Genomic DNA, 21,820 nt, shown 5'->3' on the forward strand with positions numbered 1-21,820 from the left:
CCTTTACAACATCGAGCGCAGTCGAGATGCAGATATAAAGGAATCAATTGAAAAGTTAAGTGGATTCCGCAATACATGCGGAATGACAGATTAGCGATTTAGTTGAATTAAATCCTTTTGTAGAACGGGATTACATTGTCATTCCTGCGAAGGCAGGAATCTATTTATTAGATTGAATGATTAAACGTTTAAAGTTTCTTAACGTCATTCTGAACTTGATTCAGAATCTCATTACAGTGATTTCTTAGGATTATGTGAAACAGAATCAAACTGAATCAAGTTTAGCACAAGAGTTCAGTTTGACGAAAGTTGCGATTCTTCAAATCAACAAAGTTATCAATCAAACCCAAAGTCGTCTCTTCGAGTGATTTTCTTAATAGAATGAAGAAAATTGTATCGAGAAGTGTTAATACAATAATCCATTTTTACATAAAACGATATTTAAAAAAATTATTGGTACGAATTACAAATTCGCACCAGCGAAGGTTTGCATTCTCAAAACCCAATACCCAAAACCCAAAACCCAATACTCAATACTAACACCCCAATACTAACAACCCAATACTAACATCCCAAAACTATATCTTGATTCTAGAATTTGCCGTAACAGCTTCATCCGTAAAATCTTCCTGTAAATATTTCAAATAACCAACAATTCCAATCATTGCGGCATTGTCTGTCGTGTATTCAAACTTTGGAATATGTGATGTCCAACCGAATTTAAACTCGCCATCTTTCAACGCTTTCCGAATGGCAGAATTTGCAGAAACGCCACCGCCAATTGCAATCGTTTTAATGCCTGTTTGCTTGGACGCTTTTTTCAATTTATCCAAAATAATATTCACAATCGTATATTGAATAGAAGCACAAATATCTTTCAAATTCTCTTCAATAAAGTTTGGATTTTCCTTTGTTTGCTTCTGAATGAAATATAAAATTGCTGTTTTCAATCCTGAAAAACTAAAATTTAACCCTTCAACTTTCGGTTTCGGAAATGGAAACGCTTTCGGATTTCCTTCTTTTGCCAAGGTATCAATAATTGGTCCCGCAGGATAGGTTAATCCTAAAATTTTACCACTTTTATCATAGGCTTCTCCAACAGCATCATCAATAGTTTCGCCAATCACTTCCATCTCAAAATGATGTTTTACCACTACAATTTGCGTATGTCCACCAGAAATGGTCATTGCCAAAAATGGAAACTCAGGAATCTTCTGCGCATCATCTTCAATAAAATGTGCTAAAATGTGCGCTTGCATATGATTGACTTCAATCAGTGGAATAGCCAATCCAAGTGCCAACGACTTTGCAAAGGAAGTTCCTACCAATAACGAACCCATTAATCCAGGTCCGCGCGTAAAAGCTATGGCAGTTAGCTGTTTTTTATCGATATTTGCGTTAGCTAATGCTTGATGTACGACAGGAACAATATTTTGTTGATGTGCACGCGACGCCAATTCAGGAACAACACCACCGTATGCTTCATGAATTTTTTGATTTGCGACAACATTTGATAACACTTTCGCGTTCTTTAATACCGCAGCAGAAGTATCGTCACACGAGGATTCAATAGCTAAAATATATACATCTTTGGTGCTCATAAATTTCAAAAGGCATGAAAATTGATAATAAGTTCACAAAGATATGCTAAACATCGTGTTTTGTATGAATTTTTTTGTGAATTTGCAGTGTCAATCATGAAGCCTAACCTTTAATCCTGAAACGTCATCAAAAGAGTCTGGAAAATAATAAAGCGTATCGTAGTAGCAATTGTGCTACTATTTATGTTTTTGATACTTTTCTTTTCAATTCCTGCTGTGCAAACGGCCGTTGGACAAAAAGCGACAAATTGGTTAAATGATAGATACAAAACCAATATCAATATTGATCGTATTGGATTAAAGTGGAATGGCGATATTTCTTTGAAAGATATTTACATAGAAGACTATTTGCAAGATACGCTAATTCATGTGCAAACGCTAGAAGCTTCTATGTTGAGCTTCCAAAATGCAATCAATAGTAAACTGGAATTTGGTGGTGTAAAAGTAGATGGATTAACCTTAAACATCAACACTGAAAAAGATTCTGTTGATACTACGTTAGATGTTTTTATTGCCAAACTCGATTCCGAGCCTTCCGATGGAACGCCTTCAAACTTCTTGTTGACGACTTCAAAACTAACACTCTCAAACAGTAAATTTAGATACAAAGATCAAAATAATCAAGCGACGAATATTCTTGACTTTCAAGAACTTTCAGGAGTTGTAAATGACTTCAAAGTGCAAGGTCCAAATGTATATGGAGATGTCACAGGATTAACCTTTTTGGATCATAGAGGATTGCGTGTAGATGAAATGAATTCCAAGTTTCAGTATACACTGACGCAAATGCGTTTTGAAGAATTATTGATCAAAACAAAAGGTTCTACATTGGATGGAATTGTTGTGTTTGATTACAATCGAGAAGATTTTGCTAACTTTTTAGACAAAGTAAAAGTCACCGCAAGCTTTGTAGATTCTGAAATTGATTTTACCGAAGTCAACTATTTTTACGACGAATTTGGAAATAGAAAAGGGAAGTTTTCAGCAGATATTACGGGTGTTTTAAATGATTTTACGACAGAAAATTTTACGTTCAATTCGCCAGGCACGGTGATTAAGGGCGATGTGCGTTATCAAAACGTATTTACGTCAACACGACCTTTTTATATGAAAGGCGACTTTGATCGCTTGTCTTCAAACTACTTTCAATTGCGTACGTTTTTACCAAATTTATTAGGTAGAACATTGCCATCATCTTTTCAAAAGTTTGGACAATTTAACATTCGTGGAATAACAGAAATTACAGAAAAAACAATTGACGCAAACTTAATTATTGACACAGAAATTGGAAGTTCTGTTTCGGATTTAAAACTCACTGAAATTGATGACATTGATAATGCTTCCTACAAAGGGAAAGTTACATTTGAAAATTTCGATTTGGGTATATTGGTTGATGATCCATTGATTGGAGAAGTAACACTGGATGCAGATGTTGACGGAAAAGGATTTACACAAGAAAAACTAAATACAGAAATTGTCGGACGTATTTTTAAATTACAATACAATAATTACGAATACAAAAATCTGAACGTTTCAGGAGTTTTAAAGGATCAACTATTTGATGGAAACCTAGTTTCAAACGATCCAAATGCAAAGTTCAACTTTCAAGGATTGGCAGATTTATCAGGTGTTGAAAATGAATTTAGATTCAAAGCATCCATCGACGTATTGGATTTACACAAGCTAAATTTTATCAAGAGAGATCGAATTTCGGTACTAAAAGGAGATGTCGTGTTGGATGTGGTTGGAAACAATATTGACAATATGGCTGGTGATATTTTCTTCAAGAAAATTGCCTACACCAATCAAAATGCAACCTATTCTTTTCAGAATTTTAAGGTAACTTCGGAGTTCGACAAAGACATTCGAAAAATAAGTATCAACTCACCAGATATCATTGAAGGAACGCTTACAGGACGTTTTCACTTTGATGAAGTTATTGATTTAGTGCAAAACTCTGTGGGTAGTATTTATACCAATTACAGACCTATTAAAGTACTTCCGAATCAATACTTGACCTTCAATTTTAAAATTTACAATAAAATTGTAGATGTATTTCTACCAGATGTCGAATTGTCTAAAAACACATCATTACGTGGAAGTATCATTGGCGATGAAAACAAATTTAAACTCACCTTTAAAACACCACAAATTATTGTTGATGAAAATGTAGTGGACAATGTAGAATTGCAAATAGACAACAAAAACCCAGTATTCAACACCTATTTGGAAGTTGCAGGAATTACCACAAAATGGTATGATGCGAGTGAATTTAACCTCATCAACAAAACCATCAACGACACGCTGTTTTTTAGAACGGAATTCAAAGGCGGAAAAAATCTAAATGATATTTACAACCTAAGTTTTTATCACACAATTGATAGTACAAACAAGTCGGTTGTTGGACTCAAAAAATCGGATGTTTCATTTAGAGGAAACAAATGGTTTGTCAACAATGAAAATGATCGTAAAAATAGATTCATCTTTAACAAAACGCTCGATTCTATCTTCATTGAAAAAATTGTCATGAATCATGAAAATGAAGAAATTGACTTAGAAGGGCAATTATTTGGCAAAAACAATAAAAGCATCAAGCTACAATTTAAAAATGTTGGCTTAGAAAAAATAACACCTTCTATTGATAGTATTCGCTTGGGCGGAACGGTCAATGGAAAGTTAGACATCAAACAAATAAATGGCGGATATGTGCCAAAATCCAAGCTTGATATCGCAAATTTATTAGTCAATGATAAACTGCTAGGCGATTTAAATATTGATATTGAAGGAGGCGAAAATCTTGAAAAATTTGATGTCAATGCAAAGCTAGTCAATGAAACCATTGAATCATTGGTTGCTGTTGGAAAAATTGATATTTCGGGTAGTATCAATAAAATTGATATTGATGCAAAAATAGACAAGTTTGATATTTCTCCGTTTAGTGCATTAGGAGAAGACGTTATTACAGATATTCGCGGGTTAATTTCTGGAGAAGCCAACGTTATTGGAAACTTAAACAATCCGGCTATCAATGGAGAACTTAGTATTTTAGCGGGCGGATTGTACATTCCGTACCTCAATGTCGATTTGGATATGGCAAACAGTTCCATTGTAAAACTCTATGATCAAACGTTCGAATTTGACAATGTTACCATCTTAGATACACAAGATTATACCAAAGGACAACTCAACGGAACCATTTCGCATACTTCATTTGACGATTGGCGTTTGGGACTCAACCTGAACACAGATCGTTTATTAGTACTAAATACCGACTTCGATGACGACGAAGAAACACTGTATTACGGAACAGGATATATCAGTGGCGAAGCTTGGATAGAAGGTCCAACAGATGAACTCTTAATTCGTGTAGAAGGAACGACGGAAAAAGGAACTTCTCTAAAAATTCCGATCAGTGATGTTGCTTCCATTGGAGATGCTTCTTTCATAAAATTTGTAAACAAAGAAGAATTCTTTGATCCTGAAAAACAAGCCGAAAATGCCCTAAATGATTTCAAAGGATTGGAATTAAAATTTGATTTGGATGTAACGCCAGATGCAGAAATAGAAATTGTTGTAGACAAAAATACGGGAAGCACCATCAAAGGAAGTGGAGTAGGAAGTTTGTTGATGGAAATTAATACCAATGGTAAATTTAACATGTGGGGAGATTTTATTACCTACAAAGGCGAATACAATTTTAAATATCGTGGAATCATCAATAAAAAATTTACGGTAAAGCCTGAAGGAACTATCAACTGGGAAGGCGATCCTTTCAAAGCACAATTAAATGTAGAAGCTGTATACAATTTGGAAGCCAATCCAGATGTACTGTTAGACAGTCCAACATTCAACAAAAAAATTCCAGTAGAAGTTGGCATTCGTCTCAGAGGAGATTTACTAAAACCAGATCCTGTATTCAATATCACATTCCCAACAACACGTGGCGTTGCACAATCAGAACTGACAGATTTCTTGTTAAACGATGATGACAAACGAAGATTACAGGCACTTTCATTACTATCGCAAGGACGATTTGTAAACCAAGTCAACATCAATCAAAATGCAATCACAGGAAATCTTATCGAAACTGCTACGGGCATCATTAACGATGCACTTACAGGCGAAGGAAATGGTAAACTAAATGTATCGCTAAATTACAGTCAGGCTGATCGTTCTAATCAGTTAAACTTTGAAACATCCGATCAGTTAGGATTTCGAGTTTCGAGTCAAATAAGTGATAAAGTTACGTTCAATGGACAATTAGGAGTTCCTGTTGGCGGAGTCACACAAACGGCAATTGTTGGAGATGCGGAAGTAGAAATTTCGTTAAACGAAGATCGATCGCTGACGGCTAAAATATTCAATCGCCAAAATCAAATTCAATACGTAGGGGAAATTCAAGGTTTCACACAGGGAATAGGTTTGTCATACCAAGTAGACTTTGACACTTTAAAAGAATTGGTAGATAAAGTTTTTAAGGGGAAAAAGAAAATGGCGGAAGAAAAGAAAAAACAAGAAGAAGCAGAAGCCAAAGCTGGTGGCGGATTTATTCAATTTGAAGATAAAAAGGATACAAAAAAAGAAACCAAAAAACCGACAACTGCTAAAAAAGAAGAAAAAGAAGAAGAATCTGAAAAAACTGAAGCTAAAAAAGCAGGAGAAAAATAATAGTATCTAAAATCAGTTGCATCTTCAAAAGCCTATATTCCTATTACTTACTATTTAAATACGGTTGCATACTATTTCATTTCGGTTCAGGAATGGGCGTGACCCCTTTTGGAACCCTTTTGAAGCGGTTCTTAACCATTTTTATTAGGTTCTTTAGTGGGTACAACCCCTGCAAGAACCTATTATATTCGGTTGCGAACCGAATTTATCCCTTACAGAACCGCATCAAACCTGTGTGGAACCGAAAAATATCCTTCATACAACCGCTATGTACCACTACACAACTCAAAATAACCCGTAATCAACGGTATTTAAGGTATACACTACCTTTTTTAGTGCACAAACGACCTTAATTGTAGCAATCATATATAGGTAAAAACTAGGTTGGTATAGTAAAACAATATTCACTTAATATTTTTTTGTTCCCTTGTTAGGTTCAACAAACAAGAATATTCCCCTGTAAAAAGGGGAGGATTCCACTTACAAAACGCATTTATTCTAAGTTTATTTGTAGTGAAGTAACGTATCGTACATTTCCCTTTCCCCTAAAACTGAATTGCTTTTAAAAATAACCCTTAAAAACAATTTTATGAGAAATCATTTATTACCCCTTTTTAGACTCGCATTGGTGGTGTTGTTGTCTTTTATTTTTTCTAATTGTGAACAAGATGAAGTTAGTTCTGATACTGACGAAATCACAAAACAACATAATAGAGTACAGATAAATACTAATAACGAAGTTTCAAAGTCTGCTATTGATTTTATCAAAACAAAAACAAACAATTCGTTTGCAGTAACACATTACAAAGGAAAAGTATTCCTTTCAGAAGCCACAAGCAACGCCAAAAATACAAATTTGGGAACTGTTGATACCAGCAAAGAAATCGTAGTGCTCAACGAAACCAATACTAAACACACCTTTAAAGTTATTGACAACGATAATGATAGTAATACCTATACCAATCTTATTGTGGTTGAAACGGAAACAACAACCTATGAATATTTTATAAAATACACTGTAAACGAAGGTGTTACGATACACGATGAAGAAGGAAATCTTGATTTTTCACAATTTCGTGGACGTATAGAAACTTTTAATAGTGAAGGCGATCTCATTGGCGATGTACTCATAGAAGATGGAAGTATCAGTACACAGACAGGACAGTTTGCACCTTGTCCTGATGAACCTATAGACGATACAACAACCCCTAACGATCCGCCAAGTAATGACGGTGCTACAAGTAGTTCTAGCAATAGCGCAGGAATTGATGGAAGCGATACAGGAAGTACAAGTTCGCCAATAGATAATACCGAAAATGGCGGTTGGTTTGCAAGCTCAGACAGTGATGATTGTGGTTTACAATGGAGTTATGCACAATGCGGTTGTGGCGGTACGGCAAACGGACATGCTCCAAGTGGACCAGATTGTTGTCAAGGGAGTCCACTAACCATAACAGATTGCAACGGAAACCTTGTAACACAAGGAAGAGACAGCAATACCAACACAATGTTTAAGCGTGATCCTACCGATCCGTGTGATGATGGTGCTGTTGGCGTGATTCTTGATGAAACGATTATAAGATCAATTTTAAATTGTATTAACGGATTATCACTAAGTATGAATGATAACACTACCATAGATCCAGAAATTGCACAACAAAACAATTTAACGGCAACTGATTGGATGGAAATTAGTAACTTTCTTGATGAGAATTATTGTAGTGAAGATGCACAACAGGAAGTTATTGATAATTTAATTAATGAATATGATGATTATAAGATTTTAAATGAACTAGAAGGAAAAGCTCTTTGTGTATATAATAAGTTAAAGTCTACAAGTTCAGGTTTTAAAAATGCTATTAAAAAGTTTGATGGGGATTTTCCTGTCGCGCATTTGAAGTTAGAAAGTACAATTTTAGGTGGCACTGCAAAAGGGTTGACTGTACCTCCTGCAAATTGTACGTTAGAAATAAATTCTCCTGATTATGTTATAACAGTCCAAGTAAATAGTTCAAATAATCAATATGGGCATCCTCAAAGACCAAATTTATTAATTGCCAAAACTATTATACATGAAGTTATACATGCTGAAATGTTTAGAAAATTATTATCACTAGCCAAGCAAGGGCATTTAGATTTTTCAGGTCAATCAGCGGAACAACAGACAAACTATATGATTAGTATTAGAGGAAATTTTCCAGGTGTGTATGACTATATGAGAAGATATAACAATTGGCAACATCAACAAATGGCAACACATTACAGAGAAACTATTGCTAGAATACTACAAGAGTTTAGTACTGGAAATAAAGTTCCTGATAATGAGCAACCACTTCAATTATATATGGATTTATCATGGGAAGGACTAATTTACGAGAACGGAACTAATGCTATTCAAAGTTGGATGCAGTTGACTCAGGTTGAAAGAGATAGGATAGAATCTGTAATTTCAAACTATATAACTAATAATATTAATGAAACATGTACAGAATGAAAAATTTAACACTACTACTATTACTATCCACATTTTTCTGTTTTGCTCAAAAGCAAGAAAAAGAAACAGTTTATTTATTATTTGATAATATGAATGAAGATAAATGTAACGTAGAAGATGGTTCTGGTAATTCAGAAAAACTAAACAAATATAGAAAACTAAACGATACTAAAATCTCTTATCTTATTATATGCAACGAATATTTCGCTTATGACTATAAAAAAAGTAAGGTAGATACATGTTCTATTAATATATTAGCTAATTTAAAGATTGTTGATTTAGCATATATTGAGAAAAAAAAATCTGAAAATGTCATGCGTTATAATCCTTTTAAAAAAATATATATAATCGAAAAAATTTCAGATACAAAAGTGATTAAATACGATGTAACTTGGATTGGTGACTGGAATATGATTAGAGATTAAAAAAATAAAATCTCAGTCAAACTTGTACACCATGAAAAATCTTGTTTTACACCTTAGCCTATTTTTGATTTCACAAAATGTGTTGTCACAAACAAATGAAAAAAACACGTATCTAATTTTCGATAACTTATCTAATCAGACTTACAGTTTTGAAATTGGTAATGGTAAAATTGGAACAGAAAAAATTTTCAGGAAAGAAAAGAAAAAAGAGGGAAATATTAAGTTTTACATTAAAAAAGAAATGTTTCTATCAAATAAAAAACAATCTGATACTTGTACAATAGATAATTTGAAAAATATTAAAGTATCAAAAATCGAAGATCTTAAAAAAGATGTCAATAAAATCAATCCATTATATCCTTATGAGGTTTTTCCTAATTTATACTTAGTTGAAAAAATTAATGATTCAACTATTGTTAAATATAAAGTCAAATGGCAATATTATATTGAATAAACTGCTAATCGTGAAAAACATATATATATTCATACTTTTATTTGGCTGTACTATACAAGCACAAACATTAGACGAACTAAAAAAGTTGGATACACTTTATTTTTATTTTTCAGAAAGTGAGTATCAAAAGAAAGATAGTTATAATGATATGAATGTAAATGATAGTTTAATCATATATGCTTATTACAAAAATAACAAAGAGTTAATCAGGTTAAAATATTCAAAATTTGAGGATTTCGATGCTCAATTTGCAGATATTTCCACATACAAAAAGTATCATAAAAAACGCTTTTTAAAGAAAAATAAGGAAAGACTTATAACTATTGATTTTCTTGACAATTTAAATTTAGAAGAACGTAATGAATTCTTAGATTCTAGGCGATGGAAAAAAAACTTTATCATTGATGAAGAAGAAATAAAAGGAAGGAAAATATTAATAAGAAGGGCTTTTGTAAATTCTCCCTTCAGCACTGATGACAATGAAGAAGTTTATCAATTGTATCCCAAAAGATATCTAAATCCCTTCTATGAAGAATCAGGTCTAAATGATGACTTTTTTACGTTTATCATTCCAAAGAAAAAATTAACTTCCGCTACAGAAGATTTATATATTTTATTTGAACCTTCTGAACTTGCTGTAAAAGAAGATACCTGTAAACATTTTGTACAGCAGGGAAATACATATTCAGCTCCTAGAGTGCAAGAGCAATATACATTTAAGTTAAATATAAATAATCAAACTGTATTTTTTCAGTTGACGCACAAGCGAAAGGAAAGCCAAAAACTAGAAAAGAAATACGATCTATTTTCCAAACAACATGAAACAGTTTCGTTTCAAGATTTAGACAGTTTTTCTGAAAAGCAACTAGAAGATTTGTTTGCACGAACACGTAACATTTACATCGTTGAAAATTTTACAGAAAAAGAATATGTAATACCGCTTTTGGTTACCCCAACTTCTTATTGGGTAGATTTTGTGAAAAACAATAACGATTGATTTTAATGAAAAACCATTTTCTAATATTATTCCTTTTTACATGCTCAATTTCATTTGCTTGCAGTTGTAGTCCACCAAAATCTATACTAGAATTTTACAATGCTACGTATGTTTTTGAAGGAGAAATCGTGTCAAAAGTCTATGCAGAAGATGCACAAACGTATACTGTACGGTTTGCAATTACAGAACATTACAAAAATGGAGAACAACCAAAAGAACTTAGTTTTGTGCTAAAATCAGAAGAATTCTATACTAACGAGTCAACATCTTGTGATTGGAGTGCAAATAAAGGAGAAAAATGGTTGGTTTATGCACACTTAAACGATATCGATTTATTAAGTTTTGACGGAATGTGCTCAAACTCCAAACGAATTGATTACCATGGAATAAGCGATGATGAACAGAAAGTCTTGGATAATGGTAATAGTTTTGTTATCGGAAATTATGCATATCAGAATGAATCAGGTTTCAACTATACTACTCCTGTAACCAATATTGACTCAATACTAAAAGGTGCAAAAAAGGGAAACTATAAACACACATTTACAAGTATAAAAATTCATATTGACAAAAAAGGAAATTTGCAAAATGTAGCTAGTGAAAATCATTATCCTATTGAATATGATTCAAATTTTGGTCTTGCTAAAGGATTCATAAATACAGTACATGAGCCATCAAGTGATTTTGAAAAAGAAGCCATCCGAATAGCTAAGAATATAAAGAAGTGGGAAATAAAATATCATAAGAAAACTAAGATTCCCGTTTCACAGATTTATAATATTATTTTCACATATGACAAAAAAACAAATACTTGGAGTTATGAGTTGTAAAACAACATAATTTACCCAAGAAAACCCTTATATCGTAAAACGAAGTTATTCTACTATAAAAGTCTCAATTGTAATGATTGAGACTTTCTTTTTTTAAAAGTATCTTTGTTAGTCTGGGACTGTAAAAATATAGGAACCTATTTTCTATATAAATTGTGAAAATATTTGATACTAAAAACAACCCAATCTCTACTTCCAATAACCACATCCACACTTAAGAAAACATTACTAAAAGTGAAAAAATAGGATGCTAAAACGTTAAAATTCTGAGAACTTATTAACGAAAACGTTTGAAATTTTCGAACACTACAAAATTAGTCTAAAGCGTACTATAAAATCAAAATAAGTTTACTAGCTTTACTATTCAAAATATAAAATTGCATGCAAAGTAACATCAAAAAAGTAGGGGTAATGACCTCTGGAGGAGATGCTCCAGGAATGAACGCAGCCATTAGAGCTGTGGCAAGAGCATGTTCGTATTACAATGTAAAATGTGTTGGGTATTATAGAGGATATCAAGGAATGATAGAAGGCGATAGCGTAGAACTTACAGCACGTAGCGTAAAAAACATTGTTAGCAAAGGAGGAACGATTTTAAAATCGGCTCGCTCTATGGAATTCAAAACCAAAGAAGGTCGCAAAAAAGCATATGACAACCTTGTTGAAGAAGGTGTTGAAGCCATGATTTTAATTGGTGGAGACGGAACTTTTACAGGAGGAATGATTTTCAGTAAAGAATACGACATTCCCGTAATTGGTGTGCCAGGAACAATTGACAATGACATTTTTGGAACAAAATTTACCATCGGTTACGATACCGCATTAAATACTGTAGTAGAAGCAATTGATAAAATTCGTGATACGGCAAGTTCTCACAACCGATTATTCTTTGTGGAAGTAATGGGACGTGATGCTGGTTTTATAGCATTAAATGCAGGAGTTGGCGCAGGAGCAGAAGAAATCTTAATTCCTGAAGAAGATTTAGGATTAGATCGTTTGCTCGAATCATTACAACGAAGCCGTAGAAGTGGAAAATCGTCCAGTATTGTTGTAGTGTCCGAAGGTGATAAAATTGGTAAAAATGTATTCGAACTAGCAGAATATGTAACCCAAAATCTACCAGACTATGAAGCACGCGTATCCGTATTAGGACACATGCAACGTGGTGGAAAACCAACGTGCTTTGATCGTGTATTGGCAAGTAGACTTGGTGTAAAAGCGGTAGAACTCATTTTAGACGGACAAACAAATGTAATGGTCGGAGTTTCCGATAACAAAGTAGTAGTCACAAGCATAGAAAAAGCCGTGAAAGGCAAACATAATATTAACAAAGAGTTATTAAGAATATCTGATATACTATCAGTATAAATTTAAGAATAGACAGAAAAAAGAAAATAAAATGACAAGATTAGGAATTAACGGATTTGGAAGAATAGGAAGAATCGTATTTAGAGCAACAATAAAACGTGACAATGTAGATGTAGTTGCAATTAATGACTTACTCGATGTAAATCACTTAGCATACTTATTAGAGTACGATTCTGTACACGGAAGATTTGATGGAAAGATTGAAGTAAAAGACGGAAATCTTGTCGTAGACGGAAAAACAATTCGTGTAACAGCAGAAAGAGATCCTAAAAACTTAAAGTGGGATGAAGCTGGAGTTGACGTAGTAGCTGAATGTACAGGAATTTTTACAACATTAGAAACTGCTGACTATCACATTCAAGCAGGCGCTAAAAAAGTAGTCATCTCAGCACCTTCAAAAGATGCACCAATGTTTGTAATGGGCGTAAATCATAATGACGTTAAAGCTTCAGACAAAATCGTTTCAAACGCTTCTTGTACAACAAACTGTTTGGCACCTATTGCAAAAGTTTTAGATGATAACTTCGGAATTGAAGAAGCACTAATGACCACAATTCACGCAGCAACATCAACACAATACACAGTAGATTCTCCATCAAAAAAGAACTACAGATTAGGACGTTCTGCAATGAACAATATCATTCCAACAAGTACAGGAGCTGCAAAAGCAGTAGGAAAAGTAATTCCTAAACTAAACGGAAAACTAACAGGAATGGCATTCCGTGTCCCAACAGTTGATGTATCTGTGGTAGACTTAACGGTTCGTTTAGAGAAAGAAACTTCATACGAAGAAATCAAAAAAGTATTCAAAGCTACTGCCGAAGGCGAAATGAAAGGAATCTTAGGATATACTGATGAAGCTGTAGTTTCACAAGACTTTGTAAGCGACGATCGTACAAGTATCTTTGATGCTGGTGCAGGAATCGAATTAAATTCAAAATTCTTCAAAATTGTATCTTGGTATGATAACGAATTTGGATACTCAAACAAGTTAGTTGACTTGGCATTACACGTAAATAATTTATAACAACATAAATGTCACACTGAGCGTAATTAATATATTTTAGTAATTGATTGCGCTCAAAACTGACGAAATTTCCCTTTCCTAGCAAAGAGAAATTATATTATACGCATCCTATGATTTTAGTAGTAGACAGTGGTTCCACCAAGTGCGATTGGATTGCAGTGGACAAAGATGGGAATCAATTATTAGATAAGCTTCGTACAAAAGGATTAAATCCAGCCATACTGGCAGAAAAAAAGCTTAAAAAAACCATCAAGAAAAGCAAAGAACTCTCGGCACATCGTCATACCGTAACACACATTTTTTTCTATGGAGCTGGCTGTGGAACGGAAAATCCACGTTTATTGCTAAAAGGTGTATTAGAAAATTTCTTCCCAAATGCACAAGTTTTTGTAAATGAAGATACTTTAGCCGCTGTATATGCAACGATAAATGATATCTCAGAAGCAGCTGTAGTTTGTATACAAGGAACAGGTTCAAACTGTAGTTACTATGATGGTTCAATATTGCACCAACGCGTAAATTCCTTGGGCTATACCTTAATGGATGATGCAAGTGGAAACTACTATGGGAAACAACTAATTCGTGATTACTACTTCAATAAAATGCCAACCGCAATTCGTGTAGCTTTTGAAGAAAAGTACAATCTTGATAGTGATTATATCAAATACAACTTGTACAAACAACCGAATCCGAATGCATATTTGGCTAATTTTGCCGAGTTTATGTTTCTCAACAAAGATTCAGATTACATTGTAGAATTAATCAAAAGTGGCTTCCGCGTATTTGCTGAAAATATGATTATGCAATTCAAAGAAGAATTAAAAACAGTTCCTGTTCACTTTGCAGGTTCTATAGCATTTTTCTCAGAAGCAGAAATCAGAGAAGTAGCAAAAGAACTTGGCTTTACGGTTGGAAACATTGTCAGAAGACCTATAGAAGGTTTGGTGTCATTTCATACTAAAGCACTAAAAAATAGCTAACAGCTCATTTGCTGTATGACGAATATATTTGATACTAATTCTGAATTCAGCATTTCTGAATTCAGAATTATTTTTTTTAAATCATGGACAAAGCGAATCACAATACGTTTCACAATGACTTACCCAGCAACTAAAAGATGCGCAAGGCGGATTAAATGATCTTCTTCCACCAGATATTTCTTGTTGATCTAATGTCGAAATAGATTCTTTTGAAAGTTGTAGTGACTTTACATTTCTTTTCTTCATGGTATAAAATTTTGGTTTATAAAGAAAACAAAATATAAAAAGTAAAAAACAGTCAATTACGGTAGTACCTTATTTAACATCAAAATTCATACTTTTCAGATCAGTTATCATTCCAAAAACCCAAAACCCAACCCCAAAAATCCAATACCAAAGACCCAACACCAAAAGACCCAAAACCCAACTAAGAATACACCTTATTCTCCTGCTCAGATACACGAATAAACGTAGTGCGTTTGGTCAGTTCTTTCAGTCGTGGAGCGCCAACATACGTGCACGTACTTCGAATGCCGCCTAAAATATCCTGAATCGTGTCAGACACATCTCCTTTAAAAGGAATCTCAACAGTTTTTCCTTCAGAAGCTCTATAATTTGCAACGCCACCAACGTATTTTTCCATGGCCGTTTTAGAACTCATTCCATAAAATTGCTTAAACTTTTCTCCATTGCGTTCAATCAGTTCGCCACCACTTTCCTGATGTCCAGACAACATACCGCCAAGCATTACAAAATCGGCTCCAGCGCCAAAAGCTTTTGACAAATCTCCAGGAATGGAACAACCACCATCCGAAATAATCTGCCCGCCCAATCCGTGCGCAGCATCAGCACATTCAATAATTGCAGAAAGTTGCGGATAACCAACACCCGTTTTTACACGTGTAGTACACACCGAACCAGGTCCAATACCAACTTTTACAATATCAGCTCCAGACAAAATTAGCTCTTCTACCATTTCGCCAGTTACAACATTTCCAGCAATAATTACCTTGTCGGGAAATTGTGCACGTGCATTTTTTACAAAATCTACAAAATGTTGCGAATATCCGTTGGCAACATCAATACAAATAAATCGCAACTGCGGATGTATCGTAAAAATAGTTCTCAACTTTTCATTATCCTGTTCACTGGTTCCTGTACTCACAGCAAAATACGGAATATAATCTTGCGGAATAGAGGTCATAAAAGCATTCCATTCGTCAATGCTGTAATGTTTGTGAATTGCTGTAAACATTTTATGAGCAGCCAATGCTTTTGCCATTTCAAACGTTCCGACAGTATCCATATTTGCTGCCATAATAGGAATTCCGTTCCATACATACGAACTGTGTAAAAACTTAAAAGTACGTTCGAGGGAAACTTGTGAACGACTTTTCAAAGTAGAACGTTTAGGTCTAATCATTACATCTTTAAAGCCTAATTTTATATCATTCTCTATGCGCATGCGATCAAGATTTTTTAAGGTTGTGATTAAAAGTAAAAAGTTTCGCATAAAACCTCTTTTTTTTAACAATTAACTTTTTAAAAGGTTATCAACAATGCCACTACCAAAAGCAGAAAAAGTCGATAAAAAGTTACTTTCATGAAAAAATGATAGCATCATCCACATTTCTTAGTTTTTAAGAGCATAGAAGCGATATTTAGATTATTATTTTACAGAAAAAAATGTATTTTTATAGCAACAACCGAATAATCATATACATTAACACTCTTTTTTAATCAATACATGAAAAAATTCCCGTACTTCTATTTATTTTTACTTCTCCCTTTTGTAAGCATATCTCAAGAAAAACTCCCACTAATTGATCCTGCAATAATAATTGATCAAATTCAAGAAGCAGATGAACAAGGAGATAACGAAAAAGCATTAGCGCTCATAGATAAAATTAGCAAAAATGATTCTACCTATTGCTCGTTAATTACTTCCAAAGCCTATTACCTGATCAACCTAGAAAAATATGATGAGGTTATCAAAGTACTCGATGAAAGTGAATCGTATGATTGGGGCGACGCAAAAGCATATCTTTATATCAACAAAGGTGTTGCGTACTCTGCAAAAGAAGAATACGAAAAAGCACTCGAAGTATATGAAGAAGGGTTAAAACACTATCCAAAATTCTACAAAATTTGGAATAACAAAGGTTCCGTTTTAGAAAACATGGGACGTATTGAAGAAGCGGCAGCCGTATACCAAAAAGTAATTACGATCAATCCTTTTTCTAGAGATGCGTACCTTCAATTAGGAAACATTTGTTACAAGCAAGGAAAAATTACACAAGCATTAATGTGTTACAACATGTATGTATTGCTCAATCCTGATGGAGAAGGAGCTTTTGATACATTGGTGTCACTAAATGATATTGTATCAAACAAAAACGAAAATGAAGCTGATCCAGAAGTAGAAATCTCTGAAGATGACGAATACTTTGAAGACATTGATTTAGTAATTGACAATAAAATTGCACTAAATAACGATTACAAAATTGATCATAAAATTGATGTTGCGCTAGTGCGACAAAATCATGCGATGTTAGCACAATTGGAAAACTATGAAGGTACTGATGGTTTTTGGAGTAAAAAATTCGTGCCTTTCTATCAATGGATTCAAAACGAAGGACTATTTGATGATTATGGATATACGTTAATGGCGTCTATTGAAAACAAAAAATACAAAAAATACGTTCAGCGAAAAGAAAAAGACATTGTTGCGTTTCTAAAAAGAGCCTTAGACAAATGGACCACAATTCTTAGTAAAAATACCGTAGTTGTTGACGGAGAAGAAAAAGAACTTACCTATTTCTATCAACAAGGAAGATATGTGGAAGGCATTGGCGAAATAAAAAATGAAACGCCAGTGGGAAAATGGAAATTTTATAACAGTTATGGACGTTTAACAGGCGAAGGCGCATTCGGAGAAGACGGCGAACGCGATGGTTTTTGGCAATGGTACAATGAAAAAGGAAGAGTAAGAGAAACGGTGAGCTATGAAAACGGAAAATTATCAGGTAAAAACTTAGTATACTATGAAGATGGGAGTCTATATGTAGAAACAACCTATAAAGATGGCGAACCTAACGGGAAGTACGAATACTACAATGAAAAAGGCGCGTTAATGCAACGTAAATACTATGAAAACGGAAAACTTAACGGAAAATATATTTCATATTTCAGTGTCGGCGAAATCTTGCCAGAATATAATGTTGATTATGTAGATGATTATCCTGATGGTAAAATCTTAGAATATTACGCTGACGGAAAGGTGTACAGAGAGATGCAATACGCAAATCAAAAAGCGGAAGGTGTAGAAAAACGATTCAACATAAAAGGCGAAGTAGTTTCGATAACAAACTACAAAAACAATGAACTAAATGGCGAGTACATCGCATATCATTCCAACGGGAAAATTCAAGAAAAAGGAAACTATGTAAACGGAAAACCAAATGGAACTTGGTTCACGTACTACGATGATGAAACGGTCGAAAACGAATACAATTACGTAAAAGAAAAACTCAATGGAGTGTACAAGCACTATGATACGGATGGAAAAATTCATTACGAATACATCTATCGCAAAGGCGAAATCATCTCATACAAATTTTATGACAAAGCTGGTAAAGTCATAAAAGAAGCCAGAAAAAAAGGAGGCGAATTTTTGTATAAAGGCTATTCTCCTTACGGAAACCTTACTTCGGAAGGTGTATATGACATTGAAGGCGGCAAAAAAGGCGATTGGAAATTCTACACAGATCATGGTGTACTAAGCGGAACAGGTTCTTACAAAGATGGAAATGCTATTGGAGAACATGTACTATACTATAAAAATGGACAAATAGAATCGGTTACCAACTTCAATAATGAAGGCGAAAAAGACGGTTATCATGCTACCTATTACAAAAATGGTCAATTGAAACATCAATGTTGGTTCAAAGATGGAAAAGAATTTGGCGAATTTCGTGACTATTACATTGACGGAACTTTGGAAAATATCTACTTTCATCACAAAGGAGAATTCCATGGTACACAACAAGAATTTACCAATACAGGAAAATTAGAACGAAAAATAGTGTATAAATACGGTGTATTGATTTCAGATGAATTCTTTGACAACAATGAAAAATCGTTCCAAACGATCAATTACAAGAAAGATGGAAAAGATGGTGTGCTTACCTATAATTATGTAAATGGCAAGCCTAATATTTCAACTTCATACGTAAATGGTGTCAAAAACGGTACATCCAAGGGATATTACTTTGAAGGGAACAAAAAAAGCGAAGGAAACTACCTAAATGGTAATGAACACGGCAAATGGACTTGGTACAGCGAAGATGGTACACCAAAAATTGTACATAACTACTATCAAGGAAATTTACACGGAGAAATCATGTTTTATTTCAAAGACGGAACCGTTTCGGGCAAATCGCAATATTACAGAGGTCAAGAAGAAGGATTAGACATTGACTACTATGAAAATGGTCAAATAGAAATTTCTACACCTTACAAAAATGGCGAAGAACACGGACGTAAAGAATTCTTTGGACCTAAAGGAAATCTACAACTTGTGCGTTTTTACGATCACGGAAGACTTATTGGTTACAGTTATTTAGGAACTGATGGAAAAGAAAAAGAAATGATTCCAATAACCAATGAAACAGGAAAAATAAAAGCATTCTATGACAACGGAAAAGTTTCCAGAGAAATGGAAGTAAAATATGGAGACTTTGTCGGCACATACAATGCATACTATTATTCAGGAAAGCTAGAAAATGAAATCACGTATAAAGACAATGAATACGATGGTATCATTAAAGAATACTACCAAAATGGGAACCTAAAAACAGAAAAAGAATACAAATATGGAATGCTTCATGGTAATATGAAAAAATACTATGAAAATGGAAAACTTGAAAAAGAAGGAACCTATATCAATGATGAAATCTCAGGAGAAGTAAAGTACTATAATGAAGCAGGAAAACAGACAAAAACAGAATACTATTTCAATGGAGAAATATACCAAACAAAAATACTATAAAAGTTTACAAATACTAATTGTAATACTCTTATCGACAACGGTATTATTTGGACAAAAATCTTCTGAATATACCAATTTGAAGCAAAAATATCCAAATGCGGATCAAGTTACATTACAAGAAGAAACGATCATAGAAATCAAACTCAAAAAAGGAAATCTTGACATTACACAACGATTTCTAGAGGAAGATATCTACCTAAACGAAAGCGCAACATACAAATCCAAACGCTCATTAAACTTCTCTTCATTTTTCGAATTGACAGAAATAGAAGCGTCTGCATTTAACTATAAAAATGGAAGATATCGTGAAACGGAAGTGAAAGAATTCAAAGAAAAAGACGAACTTGATAACTCGTTTCATGACGATACAAAATCACTAAACTTTATCTATCCAAACCTAAAAGAAGGTTCAAAAACAAAATTAGCGTATACTGAAAAAGTGAAAAATCCACGATTTCTGAGTCCGTTTTACTTTGGAGGATTTTCGCCAGTAGCGCACAGAAAAGTAACGATTATTGCGGACAAAGACGTTTCGTTACAATTCAAAGAATTCAATACGGAAAACACACCTATCAACTTTACAAAAAAAGAAAAAAGAGGAAACATCGTATATACGTGGGAAATTCAAAACGTAGACAAAGTAGAGTATGAATCTAATGTAACAACCTATAAAAGCATTTTGCCGCACATTGTGCCCATCATCACATCATACAAAAATGAACAAGATGAAAATGTAAAACTATTAGGCGAAGTTTCCGATTTATACAACTGGTATTATTCGCTGGTAAAAGATGTAAATACGGAGGCTTGCGATGTGGAATTGGTCAATATTGTCAACGAACTCACGGCAGACAAGGAAAACGATTTGGAAAAAGTACGCGCCATTTACTATTGGGTACAAAAAAACATAAAATACATTGCATTTGAATACGCTTTAGGTGGTTTTGTGCCACGAGAAGCCAATGATGTATACAAAAAGAAATATGGCGATTGTAAAGACAATTCTAGCATCTTAGCAACCATGTTAGATGTTGCAGGACTCAAAGGAAACCTCACGTGGATTGGAACGCGAAAAATTCCGTATTCGTACGAAGAAGTGCCAACGCCAATTGTAGACAATCACATGATTCTGTCATACGAATACGAAGGAAAAACGTATTTCTTAGATGCTACAGGAAGATATTTGCCCATCGATTTTCCATCGTCATTCATACAAGGAAAAGAAGCCTTAATTGGAAATGGAGAAGGAAATTTCAGGATTGAAAAAGTTCCTGTAATAGAAGCCAAACGCAATGCTACCATTGATACAACGTATATTTCATTAGAAGGAGAAAATATTGTAGGGAAAGGTAAAATAGAACTTTCAGGATATGAAAAAAACTATTATTTTAATTACTTAGAAAGTATAAAAACCGACGAAAAACGCACTTCGTTTTACAACAGTATCTTGCGAAAAGGTAGCAACAGCTTTTTAGTCGATAAGTTTGAAGAAAAAAATCTATATGCGTACGATCAAAATTTCATCATAGAATATGACTTTAACATTTCAAACTATGTAAAAAGTATTGACGATGAAATCTATATCAATCTGAATTTAAACAAAGATTTATCTTCATTCAAAACAAAAAAAGATAGAAAGCACGAAATCAAAAATACATACAAAGTTCACTACAACTATCAAACAGTATTTGACATTCCTGAAGGATATGAAGTGTCGTATATGCCAGAAAATATAGAAGTGAAAAACGAATCCATTCGGTCGTCTATAACGTACACGCAACAAGGAAATCAAATTCTGTACAATCATCAAGGTGAGTTAAATTACTTGACATTATCTGTTGAACAACAGAAAAAAGTAAACAAGCTCATCAAAAAAATAGAAAAAAACTTTAAAGAAATTATCATCCTAAAAAAGAAAGCATAACA

At 33.7% G+C, this 21,820-nt stretch carries 14 protein-coding genes; 11 read left to right on the forward strand and 3 right to left on the reverse strand.

What is annotated here, in order from left to right:
- Positions 1–578: 578 nt before the first annotated feature.
- Complete coding sequence (tsaD, locus tag AA089_RS19580; RefSeq protein WP_046758698.1) at positions 579–1,601, reverse strand: tRNA (adenosine(37)-N6)-threonylcarbamoyltransferase complex transferase subunit TsaD; 1,023 nt, start codon at positions 1,599–1,601, stop codon at positions 579–581.
- A gap of 183 nt (positions 1,602–1,784) precedes the next feature.
- Here tsaD and AA089_RS19585 point away from each other — a divergent pair, with 183 nt between their 5' ends.
- From AA089_RS19585 to AA089_RS19625, 9 genes are all read left to right on the forward strand, one after another.
- The gene (locus AA089_RS19585; RefSeq protein ID WP_046758699.1) at positions 1,785–6,269 is read left to right on the forward strand and encodes a translocation/assembly module TamB domain-containing protein; all 4,485 of its coding nucleotides are present in this window, start codon (positions 1,785–1,787) and stop codon (positions 6,267–6,269) included.
- A gap of 589 nt (positions 6,270–6,858) precedes the next feature.
- Positions 6,859–8,763 (forward strand): hypothetical protein, encoded by a 1,905-nt coding sequence (locus AA089_RS19590; protein WP_046758700.1) that lies wholly within the window; start codon positions 6,859–6,861, stop codon positions 8,761–8,763.
- Positions 8,760–9,188, forward strand: a complete 429-nt coding sequence (locus tag AA089_RS19595; RefSeq protein WP_046758701.1) for a hypothetical protein — start codon at positions 8,760–8,762, stop codon at positions 9,186–9,188. Before AA089_RS19590 ends, AA089_RS19595 begins: the two co-directional genes overlap by 4 nt.
- 31 nt (positions 9,189–9,219) lie before the next feature.
- On the forward strand, positions 9,220–9,642 hold the full coding sequence (locus AA089_RS19600) for a hypothetical protein (protein ID WP_046758702.1): 423 nt from the start codon (positions 9,220–9,222) through the stop codon (positions 9,640–9,642).
- Positions 9,578–10,639 (forward strand): hypothetical protein, encoded by a 1,062-nt coding sequence (locus AA089_RS19605; RefSeq protein WP_156169146.1) that lies wholly within the window; start codon positions 9,578–9,580, stop codon positions 10,637–10,639. Before AA089_RS19600 ends, AA089_RS19605 begins: the two co-directional genes overlap by 65 nt.
- A gap of 5 nt (positions 10,640–10,644) precedes the next feature.
- Positions 10,645–11,469: a hypothetical protein gene (locus tag AA089_RS19610; RefSeq protein WP_046758704.1), complete on the forward strand. Its 825-nt coding sequence runs from the start codon at positions 10,645–10,647 to the stop codon at positions 11,467–11,469.
- A gap of 381 nt (positions 11,470–11,850) precedes the next feature.
- Entirely contained in the window at positions 11,851–12,837 is a 987-nt protein-coding gene (pfkA, locus tag AA089_RS19615) for a 6-phosphofructokinase (protein WP_046758705.1), read from the forward strand.
- A 31-nt stretch (positions 12,838–12,868) separates the two neighbouring features.
- A complete protein-coding gene (gap, locus tag AA089_RS19620; protein WP_046758706.1) occupies positions 12,869–13,864 on the forward strand; it encodes a type I glyceraldehyde-3-phosphate dehydrogenase in 996 nt (331 codons plus the stop codon).
- Positions 13,865–13,974: 110 nt separating this feature from the next.
- Positions 13,975–14,844 carry an N-acetylglucosamine kinase gene (locus AA089_RS19625; protein WP_046758707.1) on the forward strand — a complete coding sequence of 290 codons (870 nt, stop codon included), beginning with the start codon at positions 13,975–13,977 and terminating at the stop codon, positions 14,842–14,844.
- Between the two features lie 81 nt (positions 14,845–14,925).
- On the opposite strand, the gene AA089_RS25000 is transcribed toward AA089_RS19625, so the two are convergent.
- A complete protein-coding gene (locus AA089_RS25000; protein ID WP_156169148.1) occupies positions 14,926–15,090 on the reverse strand; it encodes a hypothetical protein in 165 nt (54 codons plus the stop codon).
- 181 nt (positions 15,091–15,271) lie between these two features.
- Positions 15,272–16,309: a GMP reductase gene (locus tag AA089_RS19630; protein WP_046758721.1), complete on the reverse strand. Its 1,038-nt coding sequence runs from the start codon at positions 16,307–16,309 to the stop codon at positions 15,272–15,274.
- 282 nt (positions 16,310–16,591) lie between these two features.
- Here AA089_RS19630 and AA089_RS19635 point away from each other — a divergent pair, with 282 nt between their 5' ends.
- Both AA089_RS19635 and AA089_RS19640 read left to right on the forward strand, forming a co-directional pair.
- Complete coding sequence (locus tag AA089_RS19635) at positions 16,592–19,894, forward strand: toxin-antitoxin system YwqK family antitoxin (RefSeq protein ID WP_046758708.1); 3,303 nt, start codon at positions 16,592–16,594, stop codon at positions 19,892–19,894.
- Positions 19,863–21,818, forward strand: coding sequence for a DUF3857 domain-containing protein (locus AA089_RS19640; RefSeq protein WP_046758709.1), 1,956 nt, complete (start codon positions 19,863–19,865; stop codon positions 21,816–21,818). The genes AA089_RS19635 and AA089_RS19640 overlap by 32 nt, the downstream gene beginning before the upstream one ends.
- Positions 21,819–21,820: the final 2 nt, after the last annotated feature.

Source organism: Kordia jejudonensis, from assembly GCF_001005315.1.
Taxonomy (GTDB): domain Bacteria; phylum Bacteroidota; class Bacteroidia; order Flavobacteriales; family Flavobacteriaceae; genus Kordia; species Kordia jejudonensis.

Coding starts and splice junctions, on each gene's coding strand:
- tsaD (WP_046758698.1), bottom strand. CDS start 1,601: ATGAGCACCAAAGATGTATATATTTTAGCTATTGAATCCTCGTGTGAC.
- AA089_RS19585 (WP_046758699.1), top strand. CDS start 1,785: ATGTTTTTGATACTTTTCTTTTCAATTCCTGCTGTGCAAACGGCCGTT.
- AA089_RS19590 (WP_046758700.1), top strand. CDS start 6,859: ATGAGAAATCATTTATTACCCCTTTTTAGACTCGCATTGGTGGTGTTG.
- AA089_RS19595 (WP_046758701.1), top strand. CDS start 8,760: ATGAAAAATTTAACACTACTACTATTACTATCCACATTTTTCTGTTTT.
- AA089_RS19600 (WP_046758702.1), top strand. CDS start 9,220: ATGAAAAATCTTGTTTTACACCTTAGCCTATTTTTGATTTCACAAAAT.
- AA089_RS19610 (WP_046758704.1), top strand. CDS start 10,645: ATGAAAAACCATTTTCTAATATTATTCCTTTTTACATGCTCAATTTCA.
- pfkA (WP_046758705.1), top strand. CDS start 11,851: ATGCAAAGTAACATCAAAAAAGTAGGGGTAATGACCTCTGGAGGAGAT.
- gap (WP_046758706.1), top strand. CDS start 12,869: ATGACAAGATTAGGAATTAACGGATTTGGAAGAATAGGAAGAATCGTA.
- AA089_RS19625 (WP_046758707.1), top strand. CDS start 13,975: ATGATTTTAGTAGTAGACAGTGGTTCCACCAAGTGCGATTGGATTGCA.
- AA089_RS25000 (WP_156169148.1), bottom strand. CDS start 15,090: ATGAAGAAAAGAAATGTAAAGTCACTACAACTTTCAAAAGAATCTATT.
- AA089_RS19630 (WP_046758721.1), bottom strand. CDS start 16,309: ATGCGCATAGAGAATGATATAAAATTAGGCTTTAAAGATGTAATGATT.
- AA089_RS19635 (WP_046758708.1), top strand. CDS start 16,592: ATGAAAAAATTCCCGTACTTCTATTTATTTTTACTTCTCCCTTTTGTA.
- AA089_RS19640 (WP_046758709.1), top strand. CDS start 19,863: ATGGAGAAATATACCAAACAAAAATACTATAAAAGTTTACAAATACTA.